Origin of the sequence: Burkholderia sp. BCC1972 (genome assembly GCF_905339605.1) — a bacterium.
In the GTDB taxonomy this organism is placed as follows: Bacteria; Pseudomonadota; Gammaproteobacteria; order Burkholderiales; family Burkholderiaceae; genus Burkholderia.
Map to the genome: position 1 here is coordinate 99,695 of NZ_CAJPGH010000019.1, position 21,670 is coordinate 121,364.

Annotated in this window: 28 protein-coding genes; 1 reads left to right on the top strand and 27 read right to left on the bottom strand. The window is 65.7% G+C overall.

Annotated elements, in window-relative coordinates; all coding sequences use genetic code 11:
* Positions 1-35 precede the first annotated feature (35 nt).
* The 4 genes from U5798_RS24925 to U5798_RS24940 all read right to left on the bottom strand — a co-directional run bounded on the left by U5798_RS24925 (position 36) and on the right by U5798_RS24940 (position 3,783).
* Positions 36-794 carry a cytochrome c1 gene (locus U5798_RS24925; protein WP_124453391.1) on the bottom strand — a complete coding sequence of 253 codons (759 nt, stop codon included), beginning with the start codon at positions 792-794 and terminating at the stop codon, positions 36-38.
* A 21-nt stretch (positions 795-815) separates the two neighbouring features.
* Entirely contained in the window at positions 816-2,198 is a 1,383-nt protein-coding gene (locus U5798_RS24930) for a cytochrome b (RefSeq protein WP_124453393.1), read from the bottom strand.
* Entirely contained in the window at positions 2,198-2,818 is a 621-nt protein-coding gene (gene petA, locus U5798_RS24935; protein ID WP_124453489.1) for a ubiquinol-cytochrome c reductase iron-sulfur subunit, read from the bottom strand. The genes U5798_RS24930 and petA overlap by 1 nt, the downstream gene beginning before the upstream one ends.
* Positions 2,819-3,036: 218 nt before the next feature.
* Positions 3,037-3,783, bottom strand: a complete 747-nt coding sequence (locus U5798_RS24940) for a Nif3-like dinuclear metal center hexameric protein (protein ID WP_322083538.1) — start codon at positions 3,781-3,783, stop codon at positions 3,037-3,039.
* A 21-nt stretch (positions 3,784-3,804) separates the two neighbouring features.
* Between U5798_RS24940 and U5798_RS24945 the strand changes: the two genes are divergently transcribed.
* Positions 3,805-5,010 (top strand): Do family serine endopeptidase, encoded by a 1,206-nt coding sequence (locus U5798_RS24945; protein ID WP_124453397.1) that lies wholly within the window; start codon positions 3,805-3,807, stop codon positions 5,008-5,010.
* A 204-nt stretch (positions 5,011-5,214) separates the two neighbouring features.
* Here U5798_RS24945 and tatC read toward each other — a convergent pair whose 3' ends face one another.
* The 23 genes from tatC to mlaD all read right to left on the bottom strand — a co-directional run bounded on the left by tatC (position 5,215) and on the right by mlaD (position 21,649).
* Positions 5,215-6,003, bottom strand: coding sequence for a twin-arginine translocase subunit TatC (tatC, locus tag U5798_RS24950; RefSeq protein ID WP_124453399.1), 789 nt, complete (start codon positions 6,001-6,003; stop codon positions 5,215-5,217).
* A 41-nt stretch (positions 6,004-6,044) separates the two neighbouring features.
* A complete protein-coding gene (tatB, locus tag U5798_RS24955; RefSeq protein ID WP_124453401.1) occupies positions 6,045-6,575 on the bottom strand; it encodes a Sec-independent protein translocase protein TatB in 531 nt (176 codons plus the stop codon).
* Positions 6,576-6,601: 26 nt separating this feature from the next.
* A complete protein-coding gene (tatA, locus tag U5798_RS24960; protein ID WP_059232563.1) occupies positions 6,602-6,832 on the bottom strand; it encodes a Sec-independent protein translocase subunit TatA in 231 nt (76 codons plus the stop codon).
* Positions 6,833-6,925: 93 nt separating this feature from the next.
* Positions 6,926-7,291 carry a histidine triad nucleotide-binding protein gene (locus U5798_RS24965; RefSeq protein WP_124453403.1) on the bottom strand — a complete coding sequence of 122 codons (366 nt, stop codon included), beginning with the start codon at positions 7,289-7,291 and terminating at the stop codon, positions 6,926-6,928.
* 31 nt (positions 7,292-7,322) lie between these two features.
* Complete coding sequence (locus U5798_RS24970; RefSeq protein ID WP_124453405.1) at positions 7,323-7,715, bottom strand: DUF4870 family protein; 393 nt, start codon at positions 7,713-7,715, stop codon at positions 7,323-7,325.
* A gap of 71 nt (positions 7,716-7,786) precedes the next feature.
* A complete protein-coding gene (locus tag U5798_RS24975; RefSeq protein WP_006485344.1) occupies positions 7,787-8,152 on the bottom strand; it encodes a phosphoribosyl-ATP diphosphatase in 366 nt (121 codons plus the stop codon).
* The gene (gene hisI, locus U5798_RS24980) at positions 8,149-8,565 is read right to left on the bottom strand and encodes a phosphoribosyl-AMP cyclohydrolase (protein WP_027783357.1); all 417 of its coding nucleotides are present in this window, start codon (positions 8,563-8,565) and stop codon (positions 8,149-8,151) included. The genes U5798_RS24975 and hisI overlap by 4 nt, the downstream gene beginning before the upstream one ends.
* Positions 8,565-9,338: an imidazole glycerol phosphate synthase subunit HisF gene (gene hisF / locus U5798_RS24985; protein WP_011350732.1), complete on the bottom strand. Its 774-nt coding sequence runs from the start codon at positions 9,336-9,338 to the stop codon at positions 8,565-8,567. Before hisF ends, hisI begins: the two co-directional genes overlap by 1 nt.
* Positions 9,339-9,443: 105 nt before the next feature.
* Positions 9,444-10,199 (bottom strand): 1-(5-phosphoribosyl)-5-[(5-phosphoribosylamino)methylideneamino]imidazole-4-carboxamide isomerase, encoded by a 756-nt coding sequence (gene hisA, locus U5798_RS24990; RefSeq protein ID WP_124453407.1) that lies wholly within the window; start codon positions 10,197-10,199, stop codon positions 9,444-9,446.
* A gap of 163 nt (positions 10,200-10,362) precedes the next feature.
* Positions 10,363-11,004: an imidazole glycerol phosphate synthase subunit HisH gene (gene hisH, locus U5798_RS24995; protein ID WP_124453409.1), complete on the bottom strand. Its 642-nt coding sequence runs from the start codon at positions 11,002-11,004 to the stop codon at positions 10,363-10,365.
* Positions 11,001-11,621: a YchE family NAAT transporter gene (locus U5798_RS25000; RefSeq protein ID WP_124453411.1), complete on the bottom strand. Its 621-nt coding sequence runs from the start codon at positions 11,619-11,621 to the stop codon at positions 11,001-11,003. Before U5798_RS25000 ends, hisH begins: the two co-directional genes overlap by 4 nt.
* Before the next feature lie 63 nt (positions 11,622-11,684).
* Complete coding sequence (gene hisB, locus U5798_RS25005) at positions 11,685-12,272, bottom strand: imidazoleglycerol-phosphate dehydratase HisB (RefSeq protein WP_322083539.1); 588 nt, start codon at positions 12,270-12,272, stop codon at positions 11,685-11,687.
* Positions 12,273-12,337: 65 nt separating this feature from the next.
* Entirely contained in the window at positions 12,338-13,411 is a 1,074-nt protein-coding gene (gene hisC / locus U5798_RS25010; RefSeq protein WP_322083540.1) for a histidinol-phosphate transaminase, read from the bottom strand.
* A 145-nt stretch (positions 13,412-13,556) separates the two neighbouring features.
* Positions 13,557-14,873 (bottom strand): histidinol dehydrogenase, encoded by a 1,317-nt coding sequence (gene hisD / locus U5798_RS25015; protein WP_322083541.1) that lies wholly within the window; start codon positions 14,871-14,873, stop codon positions 13,557-13,559.
* 24 nt (positions 14,874-14,897) lie between these two features.
* A complete protein-coding gene (gene hisG / locus U5798_RS25020) occupies positions 14,898-15,551 on the bottom strand; it encodes an ATP phosphoribosyltransferase (RefSeq protein WP_012327780.1) in 654 nt (217 codons plus the stop codon).
* Entirely contained in the window at positions 15,548-16,897 is a 1,350-nt protein-coding gene (gene murA, locus U5798_RS25025) for a UDP-N-acetylglucosamine 1-carboxyvinyltransferase (RefSeq protein WP_059232573.1), read from the bottom strand. Before murA ends, hisG begins: the two co-directional genes overlap by 4 nt.
* Before the next feature lie 14 nt (positions 16,898-16,911).
* The gene (locus tag U5798_RS25030; RefSeq protein WP_006477131.1) at positions 16,912-17,151 is read right to left on the bottom strand and encodes a BolA family protein; all 240 of its coding nucleotides are present in this window, start codon (positions 17,149-17,151) and stop codon (positions 16,912-16,914) included.
* A 56-nt stretch (positions 17,152-17,207) separates the two neighbouring features.
* Positions 17,208-17,963, bottom strand: coding sequence for an ABC transporter permease (locus U5798_RS25035; RefSeq protein ID WP_124453419.1), 756 nt, complete (start codon positions 17,961-17,963; stop codon positions 17,208-17,210).
* On the bottom strand, positions 17,960-18,886 hold the full coding sequence (locus U5798_RS25040; protein WP_124453421.1) for an ABC transporter ATP-binding protein: 927 nt from the start codon (positions 18,884-18,886) through the stop codon (positions 17,960-17,962). Before U5798_RS25040 ends, U5798_RS25035 begins: the two co-directional genes overlap by 4 nt.
* A gap of 192 nt (positions 18,887-19,078) precedes the next feature.
* Positions 19,079-19,354 carry a lipid asymmetry maintenance protein MlaB gene (locus tag U5798_RS25045; protein WP_322083542.1) on the bottom strand — a complete coding sequence of 92 codons (276 nt, stop codon included), beginning with the start codon at positions 19,352-19,354 and terminating at the stop codon, positions 19,079-19,081.
* Positions 19,351-19,980: a phospholipid-binding protein MlaC gene (locus tag U5798_RS25050; RefSeq protein ID WP_059522369.1), complete on the bottom strand. Its 630-nt coding sequence runs from the start codon at positions 19,978-19,980 to the stop codon at positions 19,351-19,353. Before U5798_RS25050 ends, U5798_RS25045 begins: the two co-directional genes overlap by 4 nt.
* Before the next feature lie 111 nt (positions 19,981-20,091).
* Positions 20,092-21,057, bottom strand: coding sequence for a VacJ family lipoprotein (locus U5798_RS25055; protein ID WP_322083557.1), 966 nt, complete (start codon positions 21,055-21,057; stop codon positions 20,092-20,094).
* 31 nt (positions 21,058-21,088) lie between these two features.
* Positions 21,089-21,649: an outer membrane lipid asymmetry maintenance protein MlaD gene (mlaD, locus tag U5798_RS25060; protein ID WP_124453425.1), complete on the bottom strand. Its 561-nt coding sequence runs from the start codon at positions 21,647-21,649 to the stop codon at positions 21,089-21,091.
* Positions 21,650-21,670: the final 21 nt, after the last annotated feature.

Genomic DNA, 21,670 nt, shown 5'->3' on the forward strand with positions numbered 1-21,670 from the left:
CCTCCTTGCGCCGGCCCCACGCCGGTCAGGCGTGTTTACTTGATATCTTTCCAGTACGCGGCATTGAGCCGCCAGGCCAGGAAAGTCAGGACACCGAGAAAGATCAGCACCCACACGCCGAGGCGTTTGCGGGTCTGCTGGGCCGGCTCGGACATCCATGTCATATAGGCCACCAGGTCGGCAACCGCAGCATCATAGTCGGGCGACGACAACGTGCCCGGCGTGACCTGCTGGAAGCCGACGAGCGTGTGGACCTTCTCGCCCGTCTCCTCGTCCGTCTTGTCTTCGAATTTGGCAATGCGCTGCCCCTGCAGCTGCCACAACACATGGGGCATGCCGACGTTCTCGAACACCGCGTTGTTCCAGCCGGTCGGCCGCGTATCGTCGCGGTAGAAACTCCGCAGGTACGTATACAGCCAGTCGCGGCCGCGCGCGCGTTCCTCCACCGACAGGTCGGGCGGCGTGGTGCCGAGCCAGTTCTTCGCGTCTTCGGGCCGCATCGCGACGGACATCGTGTTCCCGACCTTGTCGGTCGTGAACAGGAGATTCGTTTCGATCTCCTTCTGGGATATGCCCAGATCCGTCAGACGGTTGTAGCGCATCAGGTTCGCGCTGTGGCAGTTCAGGCAATAGTTTACAAACAATTGCGCGCCGTGCTGAAGCGAAACGAGATTTTCCGTGTTATCGGGCGCCCGGTCGAGCGGAAAATTACCTTCCGCCCGCACGGCCGGCGCCGCCAGCAGCGCACAGGCGGTCGCCCCGATCAGCGCGAGTGTCGAAAGCAGTTTCTTCATGTCGTTCTCTCCTCGCTCACATTAATGGGGCTTGAAGCGCACCCGCTCCGGCGGCTGCTTGAACGTGCCAAGCGGCGTCCAGACGGGCATGCCGAGGAAGAACGCGAAGTAGATCAGCGCGCAGGCCTGCGCGATCAGTGTCGCCGCCGGCGATGGCGGCCGCGTGCCGAGGAACGCGAGGGTCAGGAACGCCGCGACGAAGATCCCGAGAAACACCTTGTGGAACAGCGGCCGGTAGCGGATCGACTTCACCGGGCTGCGGTCGAGCCACGGCAGGAAGAACAGCGTGATCACCGCCGAACCCATCACGACGACACCCCAGAACTTCGACTCCGTCAGGTACATGAACACGACGATCGCCGCGGCCAGCACCGGCAGCCCGGCCTTCCACTTGCCGCGCGCACGGATCAGCGCGAGCACGCCAAGCAGCGCGATCACGATCATCAGCACGATCTTGAACGGGTCGGTGGTTGCACGCAGCATCGCGTAGAACGCGGTGAAGTACCAGACCGGCGCGATCTCGGGCGGCGTCTGCAGCGGGTTCGCCGGGACGAAGTTGTTCGCCTCGAGGAAATAGCCGCCCATCTCCGGCGAGAAGAACACGATCAGCGCGAACACCATCAGGAACACGCACACGCCGAGGAAATCGTGCACCGAGTAGTACGGGTGGAACGGGATGCCGTCGAGCGGGATGCCGTTCTCGTCCTTCTTCGCCTTGATCTCGATCCCGTCCGGATTATTTGACCCCACTTCGTGCAGCGCGACGAGGTGCGCGACGACGAGGCCGACCAGCACGAGCGGAATCGCGATCACGTGGAACGCGAAGAAACGGTTCAGCGTGACGTCGGACACGACGTAGTCGCCGCGAATCCACAGCGACAGGTCCGGGCCGACGAACGGAATCGCCGAGAACAGGTTCACGATCACCTGCGCGCCCCAGAACGACATCTGGCCCCACGGCAGCAGGTAGCCGAAGAACGCCTCGGCCATCAGGCACAGGAAAATCGCGCAGCCGAAGATCCACACGAGCTCGCGCGGCTTGCGGTACGACCCGTACAGCAGCCCGCGGAACATGTGGAGATACACGACCACGAAGAACATCGATGCACCGGTCGAGTGCATGTAGCGGATCAGCCAGCCCCACGGCACCTCGCGCATGATGTACTCGACCGACGCGAACGCGAGCACCGAGTCGGGCTTGTAGTTCATCGTCAGGAAGATGCCCGTGACGATCTGGTTGACCAGCACCAGCAGCGCGAGGGAGCCGAAGAAGTACCAGAAGTTGAAGTTCTTCGGCGCGTAGTACTCGGAAACGTGCTTCTTCCAGGTGGACGTGAGCGGGAAGCGCTGGTCGATCCAGCCGGTGAGACCTGTCGTGGAGACTTCTTTGTTGTCGGCGGCCATCACGCTTCTCCTTTCTCGTCCTTGCCGATCACGAGGGTCGTCGCCGACGTGAACATGTAGGGCGGGATGTCGAGATTCTGAGGCGCCGGCTTGTTCTTGAACACACGGCCGGCGAGGTCGTAGGTCGAACCGTGGCACGGGCACAGGAAACCACCCGGCCAGTCATCCGGCAGGTTCGGCTGCGGACCCGGCGTGAAGCGTTGGCTAGGCGTGCAGCCGAGGTGCGTACACACGGCCATCACGACGAGAATGTTCTTGCGGTCGGCCCGCGCGCGATATTCGTTGGCGCAATACGCGGGCAACGGCATCGAATACGGCGATTTCGAGGTCGGATCGGCCACTTCCTTGTCGGCCTTGACCACGTCGGCCAGCATCGAATCGGTGCGGTTCAGGATCCAGACAGGCTTGCCGCGCCACGGTACGGTGACCATTTCGCCAGGCTTCAGGCTGCTGATATCGACCTCGACCGGTGCACCGGCCGCTTTCGCTTTCGCGGACGGCGCCAGCGACGCCGCGAAAGGTATGACGGTGGCTACGCCTCCCACGCCACCTGCTACGGATGTCGCAATCAGCCAGGTACGGCGGCCGCTGTCGACGCGTTTCTCTTCCTTGTCTCGCATCACACGCCCCACTTCTGAGTTGGATTTTCCGTCACGACTTTCCATTCCGCCGCTAGTTTGCTCGAATGGAGTCGCCATTTACAAGGCCCGGAGATGAAAATCCCTTCGAAGTGATTGATAGTTAAGGGTTATCCCCCACTATCGGAGCGATTAAATCATTTCTCTTTTAAGCGTCCGCTACATTGCGAAATTTCGATGCGCCGCCGCAAATCCGCGCGTCAGACCGGATTATGAATATCGATAAAAAGGTGTTCGATATCGAATTCTTCGGACAAGTGGCGCCCAAGTGCCTGGATTCCGTAGCGCTCGGTCGCATGGTGCCCCGCCGCAACGAACGCGACGCCGCTCTCGGCCGCCGTGTGCGTGGTCGACTCGGACACCTCGCCGGTGAGGAACACGTCCGCGCCGGCATCGATCGCCGCGTCGAAATAGCTCTGCGCGGCGCCCGTGCACCACGCGATGCGGCGCAGCTGCATCTCCGGCTCACCGAGTACGAGCGGCGTGCGGCCGAGCGTGCGCTCGACCTTCGCGACGAAGTGTTCGAGCGTGACGGGCATCGGCAGCGTCGCCATCCAGCCGAGGTCGCCTTCGCCGAAGCGCTGCTCGCCGATGAGCCCGAGCTTCTCGCCGAGCTGCGCGTTGTTGCCGAACTCGGGATGCGCGTCGAGCGGCAGGTGGAATGCAAACAGGTTCAGGTCGTTCGCGAGCAGCAGCTTCAGGCGCTGGTACTTGCGGCCCGTGATCTGCGGCGCCTCGTTGCGCCAGAAATAGCCGTGATGAACGAGCACGGCATCCGCCCCCCATTCGAGCGCGGCTTCGAGGAACGCGACCGACGCCGTCACACCGGTGGCGATCTTCTCGATCTTGCGGCGCCCCTCGACCTGGAGGCCGTTCGGGCAATAGTCCTTGAAGCGCGCGGTTTCAAGGGTATTGTTCAAGTACAATTCAAGTTCGATCCGATCCATATAAACCTCTAATCCATTCAGATGCTTAGACGCTTCTGGCTGTTCTTCGCGCAAGCGGTTACCGTGCTGCTCGCGCTGATGTTCATCGTCGTGACGCTCAAGCCGCAATGGCTGCAACGGCAAGGACAGCTCGGCAAGCAGCTCGCCACGCCGATCGTTGCGCTGCGGGAAGTCGCGCCCGGCATCGGCGGCGCACCGGCGACCACGTCGTACGCCGAAGCCGCGCAGAAGGCGATGCCGGCCGTCGTCAACGTGTTCTCCAGCAAGGACGGCTCGCTGCCGCCCGACCCGCGCGCGAAAGATCCGCTGTTCCGCTACTTCTTCGGCGACCGCAACGCCCGCAAGCAGCAGGACGAACCGGCAGCCAACCTTGGCTCGGGCGTTATCGTGAGCCCTGAAGGTTACATTCTAACGAACCAGCACGTCGTGGACGGCGCCGACCAGATCGAAGTCGCGCTCGCCGACGGCCGCACGGCCACCGCAAAGGTGATCGGCAGCGATCCCGAGACCGACCTGGCCGTGCTGAAGATCAACATGACGAACCTGCCGACGATCACGCTCGGCCGCTCCGACCAGTCGCGGGTCGGCGACGTCGTGCTCGCGATCGGCAACCCGTTCGGCGTCGGCCAGACGGTCACGATGGGGATCATCAGCGCGCTCGGCCGCAATCACCTCGGCATCAACACGTTCGAGAACTTCATCCAGACCGACGCGCCGATCAACCCCGGCAACTCGGGCGGCGCACTGGTCGACGTGAACGGCAACCTGCTCGGCATCAACACGGCGATCTACTCGCGCTCGGGCGGCTCGCTCGGCATCGGCTTCGCGATTCCCGTGTCGACCGCGCGCACGGTGCTCGAAAGCATCATCACGACGGGCTCGGTCACGCGCGGCTGGATCGGCGTCGAGCCGCAGGACGTCACACCGGAGATCGCCGAGTCGTTCGGGCTCCAGCAGAAATCGGGCGCGATCGTCGCGGGCGTGCTGCAGGGCGGCCCGGCCGACAAGGCCGGCATCAAGCCGGGCGATATCCTGGTCACGGTCAATGGCGAGGACATCACCGACACGACGAAGCTGCTGAACGTCGTCGCGCAGATCAAGCCGGGCACGCCGACCAAGGTGCACGTCGTGCGCAAGGGCAAGGAGTTCGACGTGAACGTCGTGATCGGCAAGCGCCCGCCGCCGCCGAAGCAGGCGCTCGACGAGCAGGACGGCGATACCGAATGAGGTTCGGCGGGCTGGCGGCGCGACACCACGCGCCGCGCCGCCGGCGGAAACGATAAAGGGCAGCCGGTCGGCTGCCCTTTTGCTTTGCTTCGATCGATCCCGTCTTGCCGGGAAGGCGGCCTCGCCGCACGCTTGCCGGACAGCTGCGCCACCGGGCTGCTCAGATCTGGCCGGAAGGCCGGCCCATCACCTGGCGCACCGCCGTCAGCTCGCGGCTTCGCCGTTCCCCGCTTCGTTCTCTTCGGCCGGCTTCTTCGGCACGAAGAATCGAGCGGCCAGCAGCCCGATCTCGAACAGCACGATCAGCGGCAGCGCGAGCATCAGTTGCGAGAACACGTCCGGCGGCGTGACGACCGCCGCGACCACGAATGCGCCGACGATCACGTAGGGCCGCATCTCCTTCAGTTTCTTCAGGGACAGCACGCCCATCCGCACGAGCAGCACGACGACGATCGGCACCTCGAACGTCACGCCGAATGCGATGAACATCCCGAGCACGAAGCTCAGGTAATTGTCGATGTCGGTCGTCATCTCGGCCCCGAGCGGCGCGTTGTAGTGCGCCATCACGCGGAAGATCGTCGGAAACACGAGGAAGTATGCGAATGCCATCCCGCACAGGAACAGCACGTAGCTGCTGCCGACGAGCGGCGTGACGAGCTTCTTCTCGTGCTGGTACAGCCCCGGCGCGACGAACGCCCAGATCTGGTACAGCACGATCGGCAGCGCGATCACGAGCGCGACGAGCATCGTGACCTTCATCGGCACGAAGAACGAGCCGGTGACGTCGGTGACGATCATCTTGCCGTCCTTCGGCAGGTTCTCCATCAGCGGCCGCGCGAGCAGCCGGAAGATGTCGGGCGCCCAGTAGACGAGCCCGAGGAACACGACGATCACGGCCAGGCCCGCGCGAATGATGCGATCGCGAAGCTCGACGAGATGGGAAATGAAAGTTTCTTCCGGGGCGTCGCCCGGGTTCTGCTGGGGGTCGCTCACACCGGCCCTCGGTAGGATTGACGAGCGAGCATGCGCTCGGCTCAGAAGAAGCGCGTCGGCCGGCGCAGGCTGGCCGGCTGGTGGCGCGCGACACGCGCGGCGCCCGACTGCACGTGCGTGCGGCGGGTGGTCGCGCGCTTGTACCAGACAGGCGTCGCCGCCTGCTTCACGCGCCAGTTGCGGCGCTTCGGCGCAAGCGCGGCCGAACTGCCGCGCCACGACGGCGCCGCGGGCGCATCGGAACCGTACGAACCGGCATCGCCGGAAGCGCCGTCAAGACCGCCGACCGCGGAATGCCACGTGTCGTTCAGGTCCTTCTCGTGCTCGCGCAGGTTGTCGTGAATCGTCGTCTCGACGTTGCGTGCGGCCGATTCGAAATCGGTTTTCATCGTCCGCAACGCGTCGAGTTCGATTTCGCGCGAGACCTCGGCCTTCACGTCGTTGATGTACCGCTGCGCACGGCCGAACAGCGCGCCTGCCGTACGCGCGACGCGCGGCAGGCGCTCGGGGCCGAGCACCACGAGCGCGACGACGCCGATCAGCGCCATCTTGGAAAGACCGAGATCCAGCATCGCGAATGCCTGTCAGCGTGCCGGCGTTACGCCTTGTTCGAATCGGAACGCGTCGTTTCCTTCGCGTTGACGTCGACCGAGCCCGTGCGCGGCAGTTGCTGCGCATCGGCCGGCGTTTCACCTTCCTTCATGCCGTCCTTGAAACCCTTCACGGCGCTGCCGAGATCGTTACCGATGTTGCGCAGTTTCTTCGTACCGAAAACCAGCGCGACGATCAGCAGCACGATCAGCCAGTGCCAAATGCTCAATCCACCCATGATGAAACCTCTCCTCAACCACGCCGCCGTGCGGCGCAAATCGCCGGCGACGCGCCGGCTTCGACTATCGATGCGGGGAAACGCCCCGCGCCGTCAACCCATCCGCTGCCAGGGGCGCGGACCGGCCAGGATATGCGCGTGCAGGTGGTAGACCTCCTGCCCGCCGCCCGGGCCCGTATTGATCACCGTGCGGAAACCGGTTTCGCCGCCCGTGTACGCGACGCCGAGCTGGTCGGCCAGGCGCGCGACGAGCAGCATCAGCCGGCCGAGCATCGGCGCATCGGCCGCACTCGCCGCCGACAGCGTCGGCAGGTGCTGACGCGGAATCACGAGCACGTGCGTCTCGGCCGCCGGGCGGATGTCGCGGAACGCGACGAATTCATCGTCCTCGTGCACCTTCGTGCTCGGGATCTCGCCTGCCGCGATCTTGCAGAACAGGCAATTCGGATCGTGACTCATGTTGCTCCTGCAAACGCCCGCGCGTGGCCGGTCAGAACCACGCCTGCGGATCGAGCGTCTTGTTGTCGTTCAGGTACAGCCAGCCCTTGATGATACGGTACAGCGTCCAGATCCATGTGACAAACATCACTGCGAATCCGATCACGACGAATGCCAGCGCGAACCCGATCACGTACGCGATCAACGCGCGCCAGAACGTGCGGATCTGCCACTCGAAGTGATCAGCGTACGGCGTGCCGGCCACATCGCCGCGCTTCACGTAGTTGATGATGATCGCGATGATGCCCGTGACGCCGCCCGTCAGCCAGTGAAATGCATAAAGGCCGTAGAGCACGTGAGTCAGCGTGCGCAACCCGTTCAGGCGTTCGGCATCCGCTGCCCCCGGCACTGCAGGCGTCGGAAACTGGTTCGGCGTATCGTTCATGATGCTACCCCCGTCAGATGACAATTCTTACAGCTTACCGCACTGCTGCCACCGCGGCGGGACGATGCGCGTCAGCCGCCGTTTTCCTCGCGCTCGCGACGCTTGCGCAGCGCCTTTTCCTCGATGCCCGACAGTCCTTCGCGGCGCTCGAGTTCGGCGATCACGTCGGCCGGGCTCAGGTCGAAATGCGACAGCATCACGAGGCAGTGGAACCACAGGTCGGCCACTTCGCCGACGAGTGCGGTCGGCGCGCCGCCCTGGCGCACGTCCTTCGCGGCCAGCACGACTTCCGTCGCCTCTTCGCCGATCTTCTTCAGCACCGCGTCGTCGCCCTTGTGAAACAGGCGCGATACGTACGATTGATCGGGATCGCCGCCCTTGCGGCTATCGATCACGGCCGCGAGGCGCAGCAGCGTGTCTTCGGTCGATTGCGTCATTTGTAGATGTGTTCGGGATCTTTCAGCACCGGCTCGACCGCGACCCAGTCGCCGCTGTCCACCGTACCTTCGAATTTCTGGAAGAAGCACGAATGCCGGCCGGTGTGGCACGCGATGCCCGACACCTGCTCGACCTTCAGCAGCACGACGTCCTCGTCGCAGTCGAGCCGCACCTCGTGCACGTGCTGCACGTGGCCCGACTCCTCGCCCTTGAACCACAGGCGCTTGCGCGAGCGCGAATAGTAGACCGCGCGCTGCGTCTCGATCGTCTTCGCCAGCGCCTCGCGATTCATCCACGCGAACATCAGCACGTCGTTCGTCGACGCTTCCTGCGCGATCACCGGCACGAGGCCGTTGTCGTCCCAGCGGACCTTGTCGAGCCACGCGGGCAGGGATTTCGTTTCCGTATTCATCACAGCCTCACCGGGATGCCCTGGTCGGCCATGAAGCGCTTCGCCTCGCCGACCGTGTGCTCGCCATAGTGGAAGATGCTCGCGGCCAGCACCGCGTCGGCGCGGCCGTCCTTGATGCCGTCTGCCAGATGCTGCAGCGAACCGACGCCGCCCGATGCGATCACCGGCACCGGCACCGCGTCCGACACGCCGCGCGTGAGCGCGAGGTCGAAGCCCGACTTCGTGCCGTCGCGGTCCATGCTCGTGAGCAGGATCTCGCCCGCGCCGAGCTCGGCCATCTTGCGCGCCCATTCGATCGCATCGAGGCCCGTGTTCTTGCGGCCGCCGTGCGTGAAGACTTCCCAGCGCGGCGTCTCGCCGTCGGCCGACACGCGCTTCGCGTCGATCGCGACCACGATGCACTGCGAGCCGTACTTGTCGGCCGCGTCGCGCACGAGTTGCGGGTTCGCGACCGCCGACGAATTCATGCTGACCTTGTCCGCGCCCGCGTTCAGCAGGCGCCGCACGTCCTCGACGGCACGCACGCCGCCGCCGACGGTCAGCGGAATGAACACCTGCGACGCGACGGCTTCGATGATCGGCAGGATCAGGTCGCGCTGGTCGGACGTCGCGGTGATGTCGAGGAACGTCAGTTCGTCGGCGCCCTGGTCGTCGTAGCGGCGGGCGATTTCGACGGGATCGCCGGCGTCGCGCAGCTCGACGAAGTTGACGCCCTTGACGACACGCCCGGCAGTCACGTCCAGGCAGGGGATGATGCGTTTAGCTAGAGCCATGATGTTGCGCCAAATGCCGCGCTGGGACGGCCGGTTGCGGAAGCCTCGCGCGAGGCTTCCGGTCGGGGCCGCCTGCGGGCAGCCCCGGCGAACGGGACAGCCGCGTTACGCGTTGTCGAGTTCGCCGTTCAGTTCGTCCGCGCGCTTTTGCGCGGCCGCGAAATCGAGATCGCCGGAGTAGATCGCACGGCCGCAGATCACGCCTTCGACGCCGTGCTCTTCCGCTTCGCACAGGTTCTCGATGTCCGTGAGGTTCGACAGGCCGCCGCTGGCGATCACCGGGATGCCGACCGCCTGCGCGAGCTTCACGGTCGCCTCGATGTTGATGCCCTGCAGCATCCCGTCGCGGCCGATGTCCGTGTAGACGATCGATTCGACGCCGTAGTCCTCGAACTTCTTCGCGAGGTCGATCACTTCGTGGCCGGTCAGCTTGCTCCAGCCGTCGGTCGCGACCTTGCCGTCCTTCGCGTCGAGGCCGACGATGATGCTGCCCGCGAACGCGGTGCACGCGTCCTGCAGGAAGCCCGGGTTCTTCACGGCGGCGGTGCCGATGATCACGTAGGACAGGCCGGCGTCGAGATACTTCTCGATCGTCTCGAGGCTGCGGATGCCGCCGCCGAGCTGGACGGGGATTTCATCGCCGACTTCGTCGAGGATCGCTTCGATCGCCTCGAGATTCTTCGGCTTGCCGGCGAATGCGCCGTTCAGGTCGACGAGATGGAGCCGCCGGGCGCCGAGATCGACCCACTTGCGGGCCATCGCCGCCGGGTCCTCGGAAAAAATCGTGGCCTGGTCCATATCGCCCTGTTTGAGGCGCACACACTGACCGTCTTTGAGGTCGATGGCCGGAATCAGCAACATAGCAATCGGGTGTCGTCGTGGAAAAAGAAAAGAATCCGGCGCGTACCGGCCAATCCGGTACCGCGCCGTCTCGCTAGTTTAGTACAACTCTTTCGGCGCTTTCGCTTGCGAACCCCGTGCGACAGGCCTTTCCGGGCCGCCGACTGTGGCTCGCGCACCACGTTCACGGTTTCCAGTGTACGAAGTTGCGATACAGACGCAACCCGACTTCCGCGCTTTTCTCGGGGTGGAATTGGGTCGCGAAGAGATTATCCCGCGCGACCGCGGACGTAAACGGCGCGCCGTATGCCGTTTCGCCAACCGTATGCGCCGGGTTGTCCGGCGTCACGTAATAGCTGTGCACGAAGTAGAAATACGCATCGTCGGGCACGCCGTCCCACAGCGGGTGCGGCTGCGACTGGCGCACGCGGTTCCAGCCCATTTGCGGCACCTTGAAGCGCGAGCCGTCGTCCTGCACGCGGCCGCCGAGCTCGAAACGCACGACCTTGCCGGGCAACAGGCCGAGGCCCTTCGTGTCGCCTTCCGCGCTCCAGTCGAACAGCATCTGCTCGCCGACGCATACGCCGAGCAGCGGCTTCGTGCGCGACGCCTCGATCACGGCCTCCTGCAGGCCGGATTCGCCGAGGCAGCGCATGCAGTCGGGCATCGCGCCCTGGCCGGGCAGCACGACGCGGTCGGCCGCGCGAATCGCGGCCGGCGTGTCGACGATCGCCACGTCGGCGGCCGGTTCGGCCTTCTTGAGCGCCTGCGCGACCGAGCGCAGGTTGCCCATCCCATAATCCACAATCGCAATCGAAGTTTTCATCTCAGTGCAGGCAGTAGCGCCCTCAGTCCATTGACGATGAATTCCACCGCCAGCGCCGACAGCATCAGACCCATCAGCCGCGTGGCGATGTTGATGCCCGTGCGGCCGATCCAGTTCGCGATCGGCTCGGCGAGCCGCATCGCGACGAAACACAGAAAAGCCAGGGCCGCGCCGATCGCGACCAGCCCGACCCGTTCATACCAGTGATGCGCGTTCGCCGCGTAGATGATCACCGTGCTGATCGAGCCGGGGCCCGTGAGCAGCGGAATCGCCAGCGGCACGACCGCGATGTTGTCCTTCAGCTCGGCCTCGTGGCGCTCCTCCGGCGTCGATCGCGTGTTGCCGATCTGCGCGTTCAGCATGTTGATCGCCATCAGCAGCATGATGATCCCGCCGCCCACTTCGAGCGACCCGACCGAAATGCCGAAGAAGTTGATGATCTGCTGCCCGAGCAGCGCGGTCACCGTCATCACGCAGAACACGGACACCGATGCGATCCGGATCGTGCGCCGCCGCTCGTCGTCCGTCTGCTGCGCCGTCAGGCTCAGGAAGAACGGCACCGCGCCGACCGGATTGATCAGCGCCAGCAGCGAAATGAACGATTTGAGCAGATCCATCGCAAGCCGGCGCCGCGCGCCGAAGCCGTGAGGTTTGTCCTTGGCGTCCGTCCATCCGGACGATCAGAGGCTGCCTTTCGTCGACGGAATCTGCCCCGCCGCCCGCGCGTCGAACTCCACGGCCGCGCGCAGCGCACGGCCGAAGGCCTTGAACACGGTTTCGAGCTGATGGTGCGCGTTGATCCCGCGCAGGTTGTCGATGTGCAGCGTGACGCCCGCGTGGTTCACGAAACCGCGGAAGAACTCGATCGACAGGTCGACGTCGAACGTGCCGATCCGCGCACGCGTGAACGGCACGTGGAATTCGAGGCCCGGCCGGCCCGAGAAGTCGATCACGACGCGCGACAGCGCCTCGTCGAGCGGCACGTACGAATGGCCGTAGCGGCGGATGCCCTTGCGGTCGCCGATCGCCTTCGCGACGGCCTGACCGAGCGTGATGCCGACATCCTCGACCGTGTGGTGGTCGTCGATATGCGTGTCGCCGTGCGCTTCGACCTCGAGATCGAACAGACCGTGCCGCGCGATCTGGTCGAGCATATGGTCGAGAAACGGCACGCCGGTGGCCAGCTTCTGCTGGCCGGTGCCGTCGAGATCGAGCTTCACACGGATCTGCGTTTCGCTGGTATTGCGAACGACTTCCGCCACACGCATGGCAATTCCTTGATTGAGTCTGTAGTAAATGGGGATTGATCGTCGCGCGCCGCCGCGCCCTGGGCTCAACCGGGCAGCGCGAGTTTCAAGGCGGCCAGCAGGCGGGCGTTTTCGTCGGGAGAACCGACGGTCAGCCGCACGCATTCGGCCAGTAATGGATGCATTTTACTCACGTTTTTGACCAGCACCCGCTCGGTGAGCAGCGCATCGAACACGGCAGCCGCGTCCGGCACGCGCACCAGCAGGAAATTGCCGGCGCTCGGGAACACCGTCGCGCCCGGCAGCGCGGCCACGGCCTGCGCGAGACGCGCGCGTTCCGCGCGCAACTCGGCCGCCTGCCCATCGAGCACGTCGAGGTGGTCGAGCAGGAAATCGGCGGTCGCCTGGGTCAGCACGTTGATGTTGTACGGCGGGCGCACCTTGTCGAATTCGGTCAGCCACGCGTGCCGCCCGACGAGATAGCCGAGGCGGATGCCGGCAAGGCCGAGCTTCGACACCGTACGCATCACGACGACGTTGTCGAACTCGGCGGCGCGCGGCAGCCACGAACGCTCGGCGAACGGCTGGTACGCCTCGTCGATCACGATCAGGCTGTGCCGCGCGGCGGCAATGATTCGTTCGACGTCGGCATCGTCGTACAGCGTGCCGGTCGGGTTGTTCGGGTACGCGAGATAGACGATCGCGGGCCGGTGCTCGGCGATCGCCGCGAGCATCGCGTCGATGTCGAGCGTCAGGTCGGCCTGCAGCGGCACGCCGACGAATTCGAGCTGCGCGAGCTTCGCCGACAGCTCGTACATCACGAAGCCCGGCACCGGCGCGAGCACCTTCGCGCCCGGCTGCGCGCACGCGACCGAGATCATGCTGATGATTTCGTCGGAGCCGTTGCCGAGCAGCACGTCGCAACCGGCCGGCACGCCCATCGCGTGGCGCAGCTTGTCGAGCAGCGCGGCCGGGCGCGGCGCAGGATAGCGGTTCAGCGCGACCTGCGCGAGACGCTCGCCCAGCGCCGCGGCGAGCGGCTCGGGCAGCGGGTACGGATTCTCCATCGCGTCGAGCTTCACGAACCCGCTCGCGTCGGGCACCGGGTAGCTCGTCATCGCGAGCACGTCGCGGCGGATGATGTCTTGTGGCGTCGTCATGGTCTCAAGCCGGCGTGCGTCGCGCCGGCATCAAATAGGTCGGCAAGGCGGCGGCTGCCGCCCTGCACTCGTCTCCAGCCCCGGTTCGCGGTACCGGCCGGCGCCGGCGCATCCGCGCCCGCCCCCGGCCCCGCGCAGTGCGTGGTCAGCCCTTCATCCGGAACTCGGCGCTCTTCGCATGCGCCTGCAGCCCTTCGCCGTACGCGAGCTCGGACGCGATCTCGCCGAGCGTCTGGGCACCTTCCGCGCTGACTTCGATCAGGCTCGAACGCTTGATGAAGTCGTACACGCCGAGCGGCGACGAGAAGCGCGCGGTGCGCGACGTCGGCAGCACGTGGTTCGGGCCCGCGCAGTAGTCGCCGAGGCTTTCGCTCGTGTAGCGGCCGAGGAAGATCGCGCCTGCGTGGCGGATCTGCTGGCCCCATTGCTGCGGTTCCAGCGCCGAGATTTCGAGGTGCTCGGGCGCGATGTCGTTCGCGATCCGGCACGCTTCGGCCATGTCGCGCACCTTGATCAGCGCGCCACGCCCTTCGAGCGATGCGCGGATCACGTCCTGGCGCGGCATCGACGGCAGCAGCTCGGCGATCGCCTTCTCGACGCGGTCGAGGAACGCGCCGTCCGGGCACAGCAGGATCGACTGCGCAAGCTCGTCGTGCTCGGCCTGCGAGAACAGGTCCATCGCGACCCAGTTCGGATCGGTCGTGCCGTCGCACAGTACGAGGATTTCCGACGGGCCGGCGATCATGTCGATGCCGACCGTGCCGAACACGCGGCGCTTCGCCGATGCGACGTACGCATTGCCCGGGCCGCAGATCTTGTCGACGGCCGGCACCGTCGCGGTGCCGTACGCGAGCGCACCGACCGCCTGCGCACCGCCGATCGTGAACACGCGATCGACGCCGCCGAGCAGGGCCGCAGCCAGCACGAGGTCGTTCTTCACGCCGTCCGGCGTCGGCACGACCATCACGATCTCGCCGACCCCCGCGACACGCGCGGGAATCGCGTTCATCAGCACCGACGACGGATACGCGGCCTTGCCGCCCGGCACGTACAGGCCGACGCGGTCGAGCGGCGTGACCTTCTGGCCGAGCACCGTGCCGTCCGCCTCCGTGTACTGCCAGCTATGCGTGCCGCACTCGATCTTCTGCTTCTCGTGGTACGCGCGGACCCGCGCCGCGGCCGCTTCCAGCGCCGCGCGCGCCTTCGGCGCGAGACCGTCGAGCGCCGTCTGCAGCGCGTCCTGCGGCAGTTCGAGCGCGGCGACGCTGTCCGCGCTCAGCCGGTCGAAGCGGTTGGTGTACTCGAGCACCGCGGCGTCGCCGCGCGACTTCACTTCGGCGAGGATCTGCGCGACCGATTGCTCGATCGCTGCGTCTTCGCTCGCCTCGAACGCGAGCAGCGCGCGCAGCGCGGCGCCGAAGCCTTCGTTCGTCGAATCGAGCTTGCGGATGGTGATGGACATGGGAGTTCCGTTACGGTGATGCGCTCAACCACCATTCTGCGACGCGCGTTCGAACGCGTCGAGGATCGGCTTGAGCGCCGCGCGCTTCAACTTCAGCGCGGCCTGGTTCACGACGAGGCGCGACGAGATCGCCATGATCTCCTCGACCTCGACCAGATTGTTCGCCTTCAGCGTGCCGCCCGAGCTGACGAGGTCGACGATCGCGTCGGCCAGCCCGACCAGCGGCGCGAGCTCCATCGAGCCGTACAGCTTGATCAGGTCGACGTGCACGCCCTTCGCGGCAAAGTGTTCGCGTGCCGTTTCGACGTACTTCGTCGCGACGCGCAGCCGCGCGCCCTGGCGCACGGCGCTCGCATAGTCGAAACCGGCCGAGACGGCCACCGACATCCGGCAGCGCGCAATGTTCAGATCGATCGGCTGGTACAGGCCCGAGCCGCCGTGCTCGACCAGCACGTCCTTGCCGGCCACGCCGAAATCGGCCGCGCCGTATTCGACGTAGGTCGGCACGTCGCTCGCGCGCACGATGATCACGCGCAGGTCGGGGTTCGTCGTCGGCAGGATCAGCTTGCGCGATGTTTCCGGATCCTCGGTGACCTGCACGCCGGCCGCGGCCAGCAACGGCAGGGTTTCCTCGAAAATCCGGCCCTTCGACAGGGCGAGGGTCAGCGGCGCGGTCATGCTTGGCTCCCGGAAAGGCGACGCACGTTCGCGCCGACGGCGGTCAGTTTGGCTTCCATGCGGTCGTAGCCGCGGTCCAGGTGATAGATGCGGTCGACGAGCGTTTCGCCGTCGGCGCGCAGCCCGGCGATCACGAGGCTCGCGGACGCACGCAGGTCGGTCGCCATCACGTTCGCGCCCGACAGCTTCTCGACGCCCGTCACGAGCGCGGTATTGCCGTCGATCGTGATGTTCGCGCCGAGCCGGTTCAGCTCCTGCACGTGCATGAAGCGGTTCTCGAAAATGGTTTCGACGACCTGCGCGGTGCCCGTCGCGACCGTATTGAGGGCCATGAACTGGGCCTGCATGTCGGTCGGGAACGCCGGGTATTCCGACGTGCGGATCGTCACCGCGGACGGCCGGCGGTCCATCTTCACGCGCAGCCAGCTGTCGCCTTCCTCGATCGACACGCCGGCTTCGCGCAGCTTGTCGATCACCGCGTCGAGGATGTGCGGGCGCACGCCCGTCAGCATCACGTCGCCGCCGGCCGCCGCGACCGCGCACAGGAACGTGCCGGCCTCGATGCGGTCGGGGATCACCGAATGGCGCGCGCCGTGCAGCCGCTCGACGCCCTGGATCACGAGGCGATCGGTGCCGATACCGTCGATTTTCGCGCCCATCGCGACCAGCAGGTGCGCGAGATCGCTCACTTCCGGTTCACGCGCGGCGTTTTCGATCACCGTCTCGCCGTCCGCCAGCGTCGCGGCCATCAGCAGGTTTTCCGTGCCCGTCACCGTAATCATGTCGGTCACGATGCGTGCGCCCTTCAGGCGCTTCGCGCGCGCTTCGATGAAGCCGTGCTCGATGCTGATCTCGGCGCCCATCGCCTGCAGGCCCTTGATGTGCTGGTCGACCGGACGCGCGCCGATCGCGCAGCCGCCCGGCAGCGACACCTTCGCTTCGCCGAAGCGCGCGAGCAGCGGCCCGAGCACGAGGATCGACGCGCGCATCGTCTTCACGAGCTCGTACGGCGCGACGAGGTTGTCGACGCGCGACGCGTCGAGCTGCACGCGGCAGCCGTCGGTCTCGCTCTTCACGCCCATTTGGTTCAGCACCTTCAGCGTGGTGCGCACGTCCTTCAGGTTCGGCACATTGTCGAGGTCGACCGGGTCGGCGGTGAGCAGCCCCGCGCACAGGATCGGCAGTGCGGCGTTCTTCGCGCCCGACACGACGATCTCGCCGGACAGGCGCTTGCCGCCTTCGATCACGAGCTTGTCCATCCCCTGTCCCTGCGATTCCCCGTTGGCGGCCGGGTGTGCCGTGGCGACGCTCTTGACGGCGTCGCGCTCGTTGACGGTGACTTGCACTCAGTGATTTCCGGTTATGCGTTCTGCCATTCGGCGGGCGTCAGCGTCTTCATGCTGAGCGCGTGAATTTCCTGCTTCATGCGATCGCCGAGCGCCGCATAGACGAGCTGGTGCCGCTGGATCGGCCGCTTGCCTTCGAAGGCCGCCGACACGATCGTCGCGAAGAAATGCTGGCCGTCGCCTTCGACTTCCAGATGCGTGCAGGCGAGACCGCCGGCGATGTATTGCTTGACCTGTTCGGGAGTCGGCAACATGGTGTAAGGCTCCTGTCGGCGCGCACCGCCCCGGGGGCGGCCGCAGCCTGTCGATATCAATGACGCAGTTTGTAGCCGGTCGCGAGCAGCCGCATCGCGATCAGCGCGAGCAGCACGAAGAAACCGGTGACGATCGCGAGGCTCGCGAGCGGGTTGATGTCGGACGCGCCGAAGAACCCGAAACGGAAGCCGTCGATCATGTAGAAAAACGGATTGAGACGCGAAATCTCGCGCCACACGGGCGGCAGCGAGTGCGTCGAATAGAACACGCCGGACAGGAACGTCAGCGGCATGATCAGGAAGTTCTGGAACGCGGCGAGCTGGTCGAACTTCTCGGCCCAGATCCCGGCGATCAGGCCGAGCGTACCGAGGATCGCCGAGCCGAGCAGCGCGAACGCAATGATGAACAGCGGCGCCGCGAAATGCATCGGGATAAACCAGATCGTCACGACGAACACGCCGGTGCCGACCGCGAGCCCGCGCACGACCGATGCGAACACGTACGCGCCGAAGATGTCGCGGTACGACAGCGGCGGCAGCAGCATGAACACGAGGTTGCCGGTGATCTTCGACTGGATCAGCGACGACGAGCTGTTCGCGAACGCGTTCTGCAGCACGCTCATCATCACGAGGCCCGGCACGAGAAAGCTCACGTACTCGACGCCCGGATACACCTCGACGCGGCCCGACAGCGCATGGCCGAAGATCGTCAGGTAAAGCAGCGCCGTGACGATCGGTGCGAGCACCGTCTGGAACGACACCTTCCAGAAACGCAGCAGTTCCTTGTAGAACAGTGTTTGGAAACCGCTCATGCCAGCCCCTCGACGACTTCTGCCCCGTTCATCACCTGGACGAACACATCCTCGAGGTCGGCCTTGCGGACCTCGATCTCGTCGAACGTGCAGCCCGCCGCGCGGCATTGCGCGAGGATGCGTTCGACATCGTCGTAGTTCGCGAGGCGCAGCAGGTGCTCGCCCGGCGCACGCGCGGCCGGGTCGGACTCCAGCCCGCGCAGCTCGGCCGGCAGCGCGCCCGTCGCGAAGCGCAGGTACAGCTGCAGCCCCGCGAAGCGGCGCAGCAGCGCGTCGGTGCGCTCGAGCGCGACCACTTCGCCGCGGCGCAGCATCGCGATGCGGTCGCACAGCGACTCGGCTTCCTCGAGGTAATGGGTGGTCAGCACGATCGTGTGACCCTCGCGGTTCAGGCGCGAGATGAATTTCCACAGCGTCTGGCGCAATTCGACGTCGACGCCGGCGGTCGGCTCGTCGAGCACGATCACGGGCGGCCGGTGCACCAGCGCCTGCGCGACGAGCACGCGGCGCTTCATCCCGCCCGACAGCGCGCGCATGTTCGCGTCGGCCTTCTCGGTGAGATCGAGATTGGCCATCACTTCGTCGATCCAGTCGTCGTTGCGGCGCAGCCCGAAATAACCGGACTGGATCCGCAGCGTCTCGCGCACGGTGAAGAACGGGTCGAAGACGAGTTCCTGCGGCACGACGCCGAGCGCCCGGCGCGCACCACGGAAGTCCTTGACGACGTCGTGGCCGCGCACCGAGATACTGCCTTCGTCGGCCCGGGCGAGCCCGGCGAGAATACTGATGAGCGTGGTCTTGCCTGCGCCGTTGGGGCCGAGCAGACCGAAAAACTCGCCTTCCTCGACCGACAGGCTGACGCCCTTGAGCGCCTGAAGCGACTTGTAGCGCTTCTTGACGTGACGGATTTCTATGGCTGACATGACTGTGCGCGACGCCAGGGCCGCGACGCCTATTCTGTGCTTGCTGCGAATGAAAATGGGGGCCGGACGCCGATTGGCTGCCCCGCAAAACGCTTGATTATAGGGCAAACCGGCAGGTGGAGCCGGCGCCGGAGACGCGCGGCCTGAAGCTTGCGCGCGCCGGCTGGCGCGGCAGGCTCCGGTCGGAGAGCGTCAATGTCGCCCGGTGCCGTCGATGAGCGCGTCGACGCCGTAGGCGCGCGCGAGGCTGGCGAGCTTCGAAGGGAGATTGAGGATGTCGAGGGTCGCGCCGCGCGACTTGGCGGCACGTTGCCATGCGAGCAGCACGGCGAGCGCGGACGAGTCGAACTGCGTCAGCGCCGCGCAATCGACGGCGGTCGCGCCGGCGCCGATGCGCGCAAGACCGTCCGCGAGCGCGGACTTCGCGCTCGCGACGGTCAGCGAGGAACCGGCTTCGAAGCCGCTCACGACGCTTGCTTGCCGGCGGCAAGCTGCTGGTTGCGCTGCGTCAGGAACTGGATCAGGCCGTCGACGCCGCTTTGCTGGATCTTCTCGTTGAACTGCTGCTGGTACGTCTGGATTAGCCACGCGCCGAGCACGTTCAGGTCATACACTTTCCAGCCGTTCGCCGTCTTGTACAGGCGGTAATCGATCTGGACCGGCTGGCCGTTGTTCATCGCGACCGTCTTGACCACGACATCGGTATCGGCCGGATCGGCGCGGAACGGCGGGTACTGGATCTGCTGGTCCGGCTTCAGCTGCGCCAGCGCGCCCGAGTACGTGCGGATCAGCAGCAGCTTGAACTGCTCCTGAACCTGCTGCTGCTGCTCGGCCGTTGCCGTGCGCCAGTTGCGGCCCATCGCGAGCTGCGTGGTGCGGCGGAAATCGGTGTACGGCAGGATGTCCTTGTTGACGATCGTGATGATGCGGTTGGTATCACCTTGCTTGATCGTCTGCTGCTTGACTTCGTCGAGCACCTGCTGCGTCGCAGTCTTGATCAGCGCCTGCGGGTTCGATTGGTCGACTTGCGCGTGAGCTGCGCTGCCGAACGAGAACAGCGCCGCGAAAACAGGGATCAGGAACAGTTTTTTCATCATAGTGACCTGCATGAATGAGTCGATGCAAAGGTTGGAGCAGGTAGCTTACGCGCAAGTTCGCATACGCTACCGACTGAATCGTTTCCGGCTGTAACGAATGTAAATCCGTCAGTGCAGCCGGATGCTCGGGAAGCGGAACCCGCCCGGCGACGGCGGCGCCACCTGCATGGCCGGCACGTTCGTTTCGCTGGCTGGATTCGGCGATTCGGCCGTGCCCGACGCCGGTGCAGCAACCGCCGCGCCCGATGCGCCTGCCGGCGCCGTCGCCCCGCCCACCGCTGCCGCACCCGCCGTACCGGCCGCGCCGGCTGCCGCCGGTGCCGCGCCGTCTTCCGGCAGGTCGTACTTCGGCAGCGCGTCGTTGCTCGACGTCGTGGCCGCTTCGCCGCGCGCGTTGCTGATCAGCATCTGGCGGCGCTGCAGGTACGCGTTGCGCACGAACGAGTATTTGTCGAGCGCCGCGGCGTCCAGCACGTCGCCGGCGCCGAGCAGGTTCGAACGCGTGTTGACGAGGTTGACGCCGAACAGGCCCCAGCTCAGGCCATCCGGCTTCACGTAGGTCAGCGGGTTGCCGACGTAGTCGACGCCGAGGCCGGCCGTGTCGCGCAGCGTGCTCGGCCCGAGCAGCGGCAGCACGAGGTACGGGCCCGACGGCATGCCGTAGCGGCCCATCGTGATCCCGAAGTCGGCCGTGTGCTTCGGCAGCTTCGCGATCGTCGCGACGTCGAACAGGCCGCCGACGCCGAACACCGTATTGATCACGACGCGCATGATGTCGCCGACACCGTCCGCGATCTGCAGCTGCACGATGTTGTTCGCCGCGATGTAGACATCGCCGATGTTCGAGAAGAAGTTCGTCACGCTGTCGCGCACCGGCTGCGGCACCACGTACTGGTAGCCCTTCGCGACCGGCTTCAGCGCGTACGTGTCGACCGTGTCGTTGAACTTGTACATCGTCCGGTTGAAGCCTTCGAGCGGATCGCCCTTGGTCGGCGTCTGCACGGTCGCGCAGCCGCTCAACGCGGCGACTGCCGCCAGCGCCAGCGCGGCGTGCCTGATGCGGATCGTGTGCATGGTCATTACCCTCTTGTTTTCTCTCGTGTGGTTATTGGGCTGCCGAGCCGGACACCGCGGACGCCGGCACCGCCACCGGTGCGGGCGCGGCGGGTGCCGCCGATGCGCCTGCTGCCGGCTTCGCGCCGCCCGCATCGGCGGCCTTGCTGTACAGGAACTGGCCGATCAGGTTCTCGAGCACGATCGCCGACTGCGTCATCGTGATCGTATCGCCGGCCTTCAGCATTTCGGTGTCGCCGCCCGGATCGAGGCCGATATATTGCTCGCCGAGCAGGCCCGACGTCAGGATCTTCGCCGACGAATCCTTCGGGAACTGGTACTGGCCGTCGACGTCGATCGTGACCAGCGCCTGGTACGTGTTCGTGTCGAACCCGATCGACTTCACGCGGCCGACCACGACGCCCGCGCTCTTCACGGCCGCGCGCGGCTTCAACCCGCCGATATTGTCGAATTTCATCCTCACTGCATAGGTCGGCTGAAACGACAGCGAACTCATGTTGCCGACCTTGAGCGCCAGGAACAGCACCGCAAGGAAGCCCACCACCACGAACAGGCCGACCCAGAAGTCGAGAGCAGTCTTTTTCATCGTCATCCCAAAATTTGGCTTGGCTGA

Coding starts and splice junctions, on each gene's coding strand:
- U5798_RS25035 (WP_124453419.1), bottom strand. CDS start 17,963: ATGAGCGGTTTCCAAACACTGTTCTACAAGGAACTGCTGCGTTTCTGG.
- U5798_RS24965 (WP_124453403.1), bottom strand. CDS start 7,291: ATGAGTCACGATCCGAATTGCCTGTTCTGCAAGATCGCGGCAGGCGAG.
- U5798_RS24975 (WP_006485344.1), bottom strand. CDS start 8,152: ATGACGCAATCGACCGAAGACACGCTGCTGCGCCTCGCGGCCGTGATC.
- hisB (WP_322083539.1), bottom strand. CDS start 12,272: ATGCGTGTGGCGGAAGTCGTTCGCAATACCAGCGAAACGCAGATCCGT.
- U5798_RS24930 (WP_124453393.1), bottom strand. CDS start 2,198: ATGGCCGCCGACAACAAAGAAGTCTCCACGACAGGTCTCACCGGCTGG.
- petA (WP_124453489.1), bottom strand. CDS start 2,818: ATGCGAGACAAGGAAGAGAAACGCGTCGACAGCGGCCGCCGTACCTGG.
- tatA (WP_059232563.1), bottom strand. CDS start 6,832: ATGGGTGGATTGAGCATTTGGCACTGGCTGATCGTGCTGCTGATCGTC.
- hisA (WP_124453407.1), bottom strand. CDS start 10,199: ATGTTGCTGATTCCGGCCATCGACCTCAAAGACGGTCAGTGTGTGCGC.
- hisI (WP_027783357.1), bottom strand. CDS start 8,565: ATGAATACGGAAACGAAATCCCTGCCCGCGTGGCTCGACAAGGTCCGC.
- tatB (WP_124453401.1), bottom strand. CDS start 6,575: ATGCTGGATCTCGGTCTTTCCAAGATGGCGCTGATCGGCGTCGTCGCG.
- hisH (WP_124453409.1), bottom strand. CDS start 11,004: ATGAAAACTTCGATTGCGATTGTGGATTATGGGATGGGCAACCTGCGC.
- U5798_RS25040 (WP_124453421.1), bottom strand. CDS start 18,886: ATGTCAGCCATAGAAATCCGTCACGTCAAGAAGCGCTACAAGTCGCTT.
- hisC (WP_322083540.1), bottom strand. CDS start 13,411: ATGACGACGCCACAAGACATCATCCGCCGCGACGTGCTCGCGATGACG.
- U5798_RS24925 (WP_124453391.1), bottom strand. CDS start 794: ATGAAGAAACTGCTTTCGACACTCGCGCTGATCGGGGCGACCGCCTGT.
- hisG (WP_012327780.1), bottom strand. CDS start 15,551: ATGACCGCGCCGCTGACCCTCGCCCTGTCGAAGGGCCGGATTTTCGAG.
- U5798_RS24945 (WP_124453397.1), top strand. CDS start 3,805: ATGCTTAGACGCTTCTGGCTGTTCTTCGCGCAAGCGGTTACCGTGCTG.
- U5798_RS24940 (WP_322083538.1), bottom strand. CDS start 3,783: ATGGATCGGATCGAACTTGAATTGTACTTGAACAATACCCTTGAAACC.
- hisF (WP_011350732.1), bottom strand. CDS start 9,338: ATGGCTCTAGCTAAACGCATCATCCCCTGCCTGGACGTGACTGCCGGG.
- U5798_RS25055 (WP_322083557.1), bottom strand. CDS start 21,057: ATGCACACGATCCGCATCAGGCACGCCGCGCTGGCGCTGGCGGCAGTC.
- U5798_RS25030 (WP_006477131.1), bottom strand. CDS start 17,151: ATGTTGCCGACTCCCGAACAGGTCAAGCAATACATCGCCGGCGGTCTC.
- U5798_RS24970 (WP_124453405.1), bottom strand. CDS start 7,715: ATGAACGATACGCCGAACCAGTTTCCGACGCCTGCAGTGCCGGGGGCA.
- mlaD (WP_124453425.1), bottom strand. CDS start 21,649: ATGACGATGAAAAAGACTGCTCTCGACTTCTGGGTCGGCCTGTTCGTG.
- U5798_RS25050 (WP_059522369.1), bottom strand. CDS start 19,980: ATGAAAAAACTGTTCCTGATCCCTGTTTTCGCGGCGCTGTTCTCGTTC.
- U5798_RS25000 (WP_124453411.1), bottom strand. CDS start 11,621: ATGGATCTGCTCAAATCGTTCATTTCGCTGCTGGCGCTGATCAATCCG.
- hisD (WP_322083541.1), bottom strand. CDS start 14,873: ATGTCCATCACCATCCGCAAGCTCGATTCGACGAACGAAGGCTTCGGC.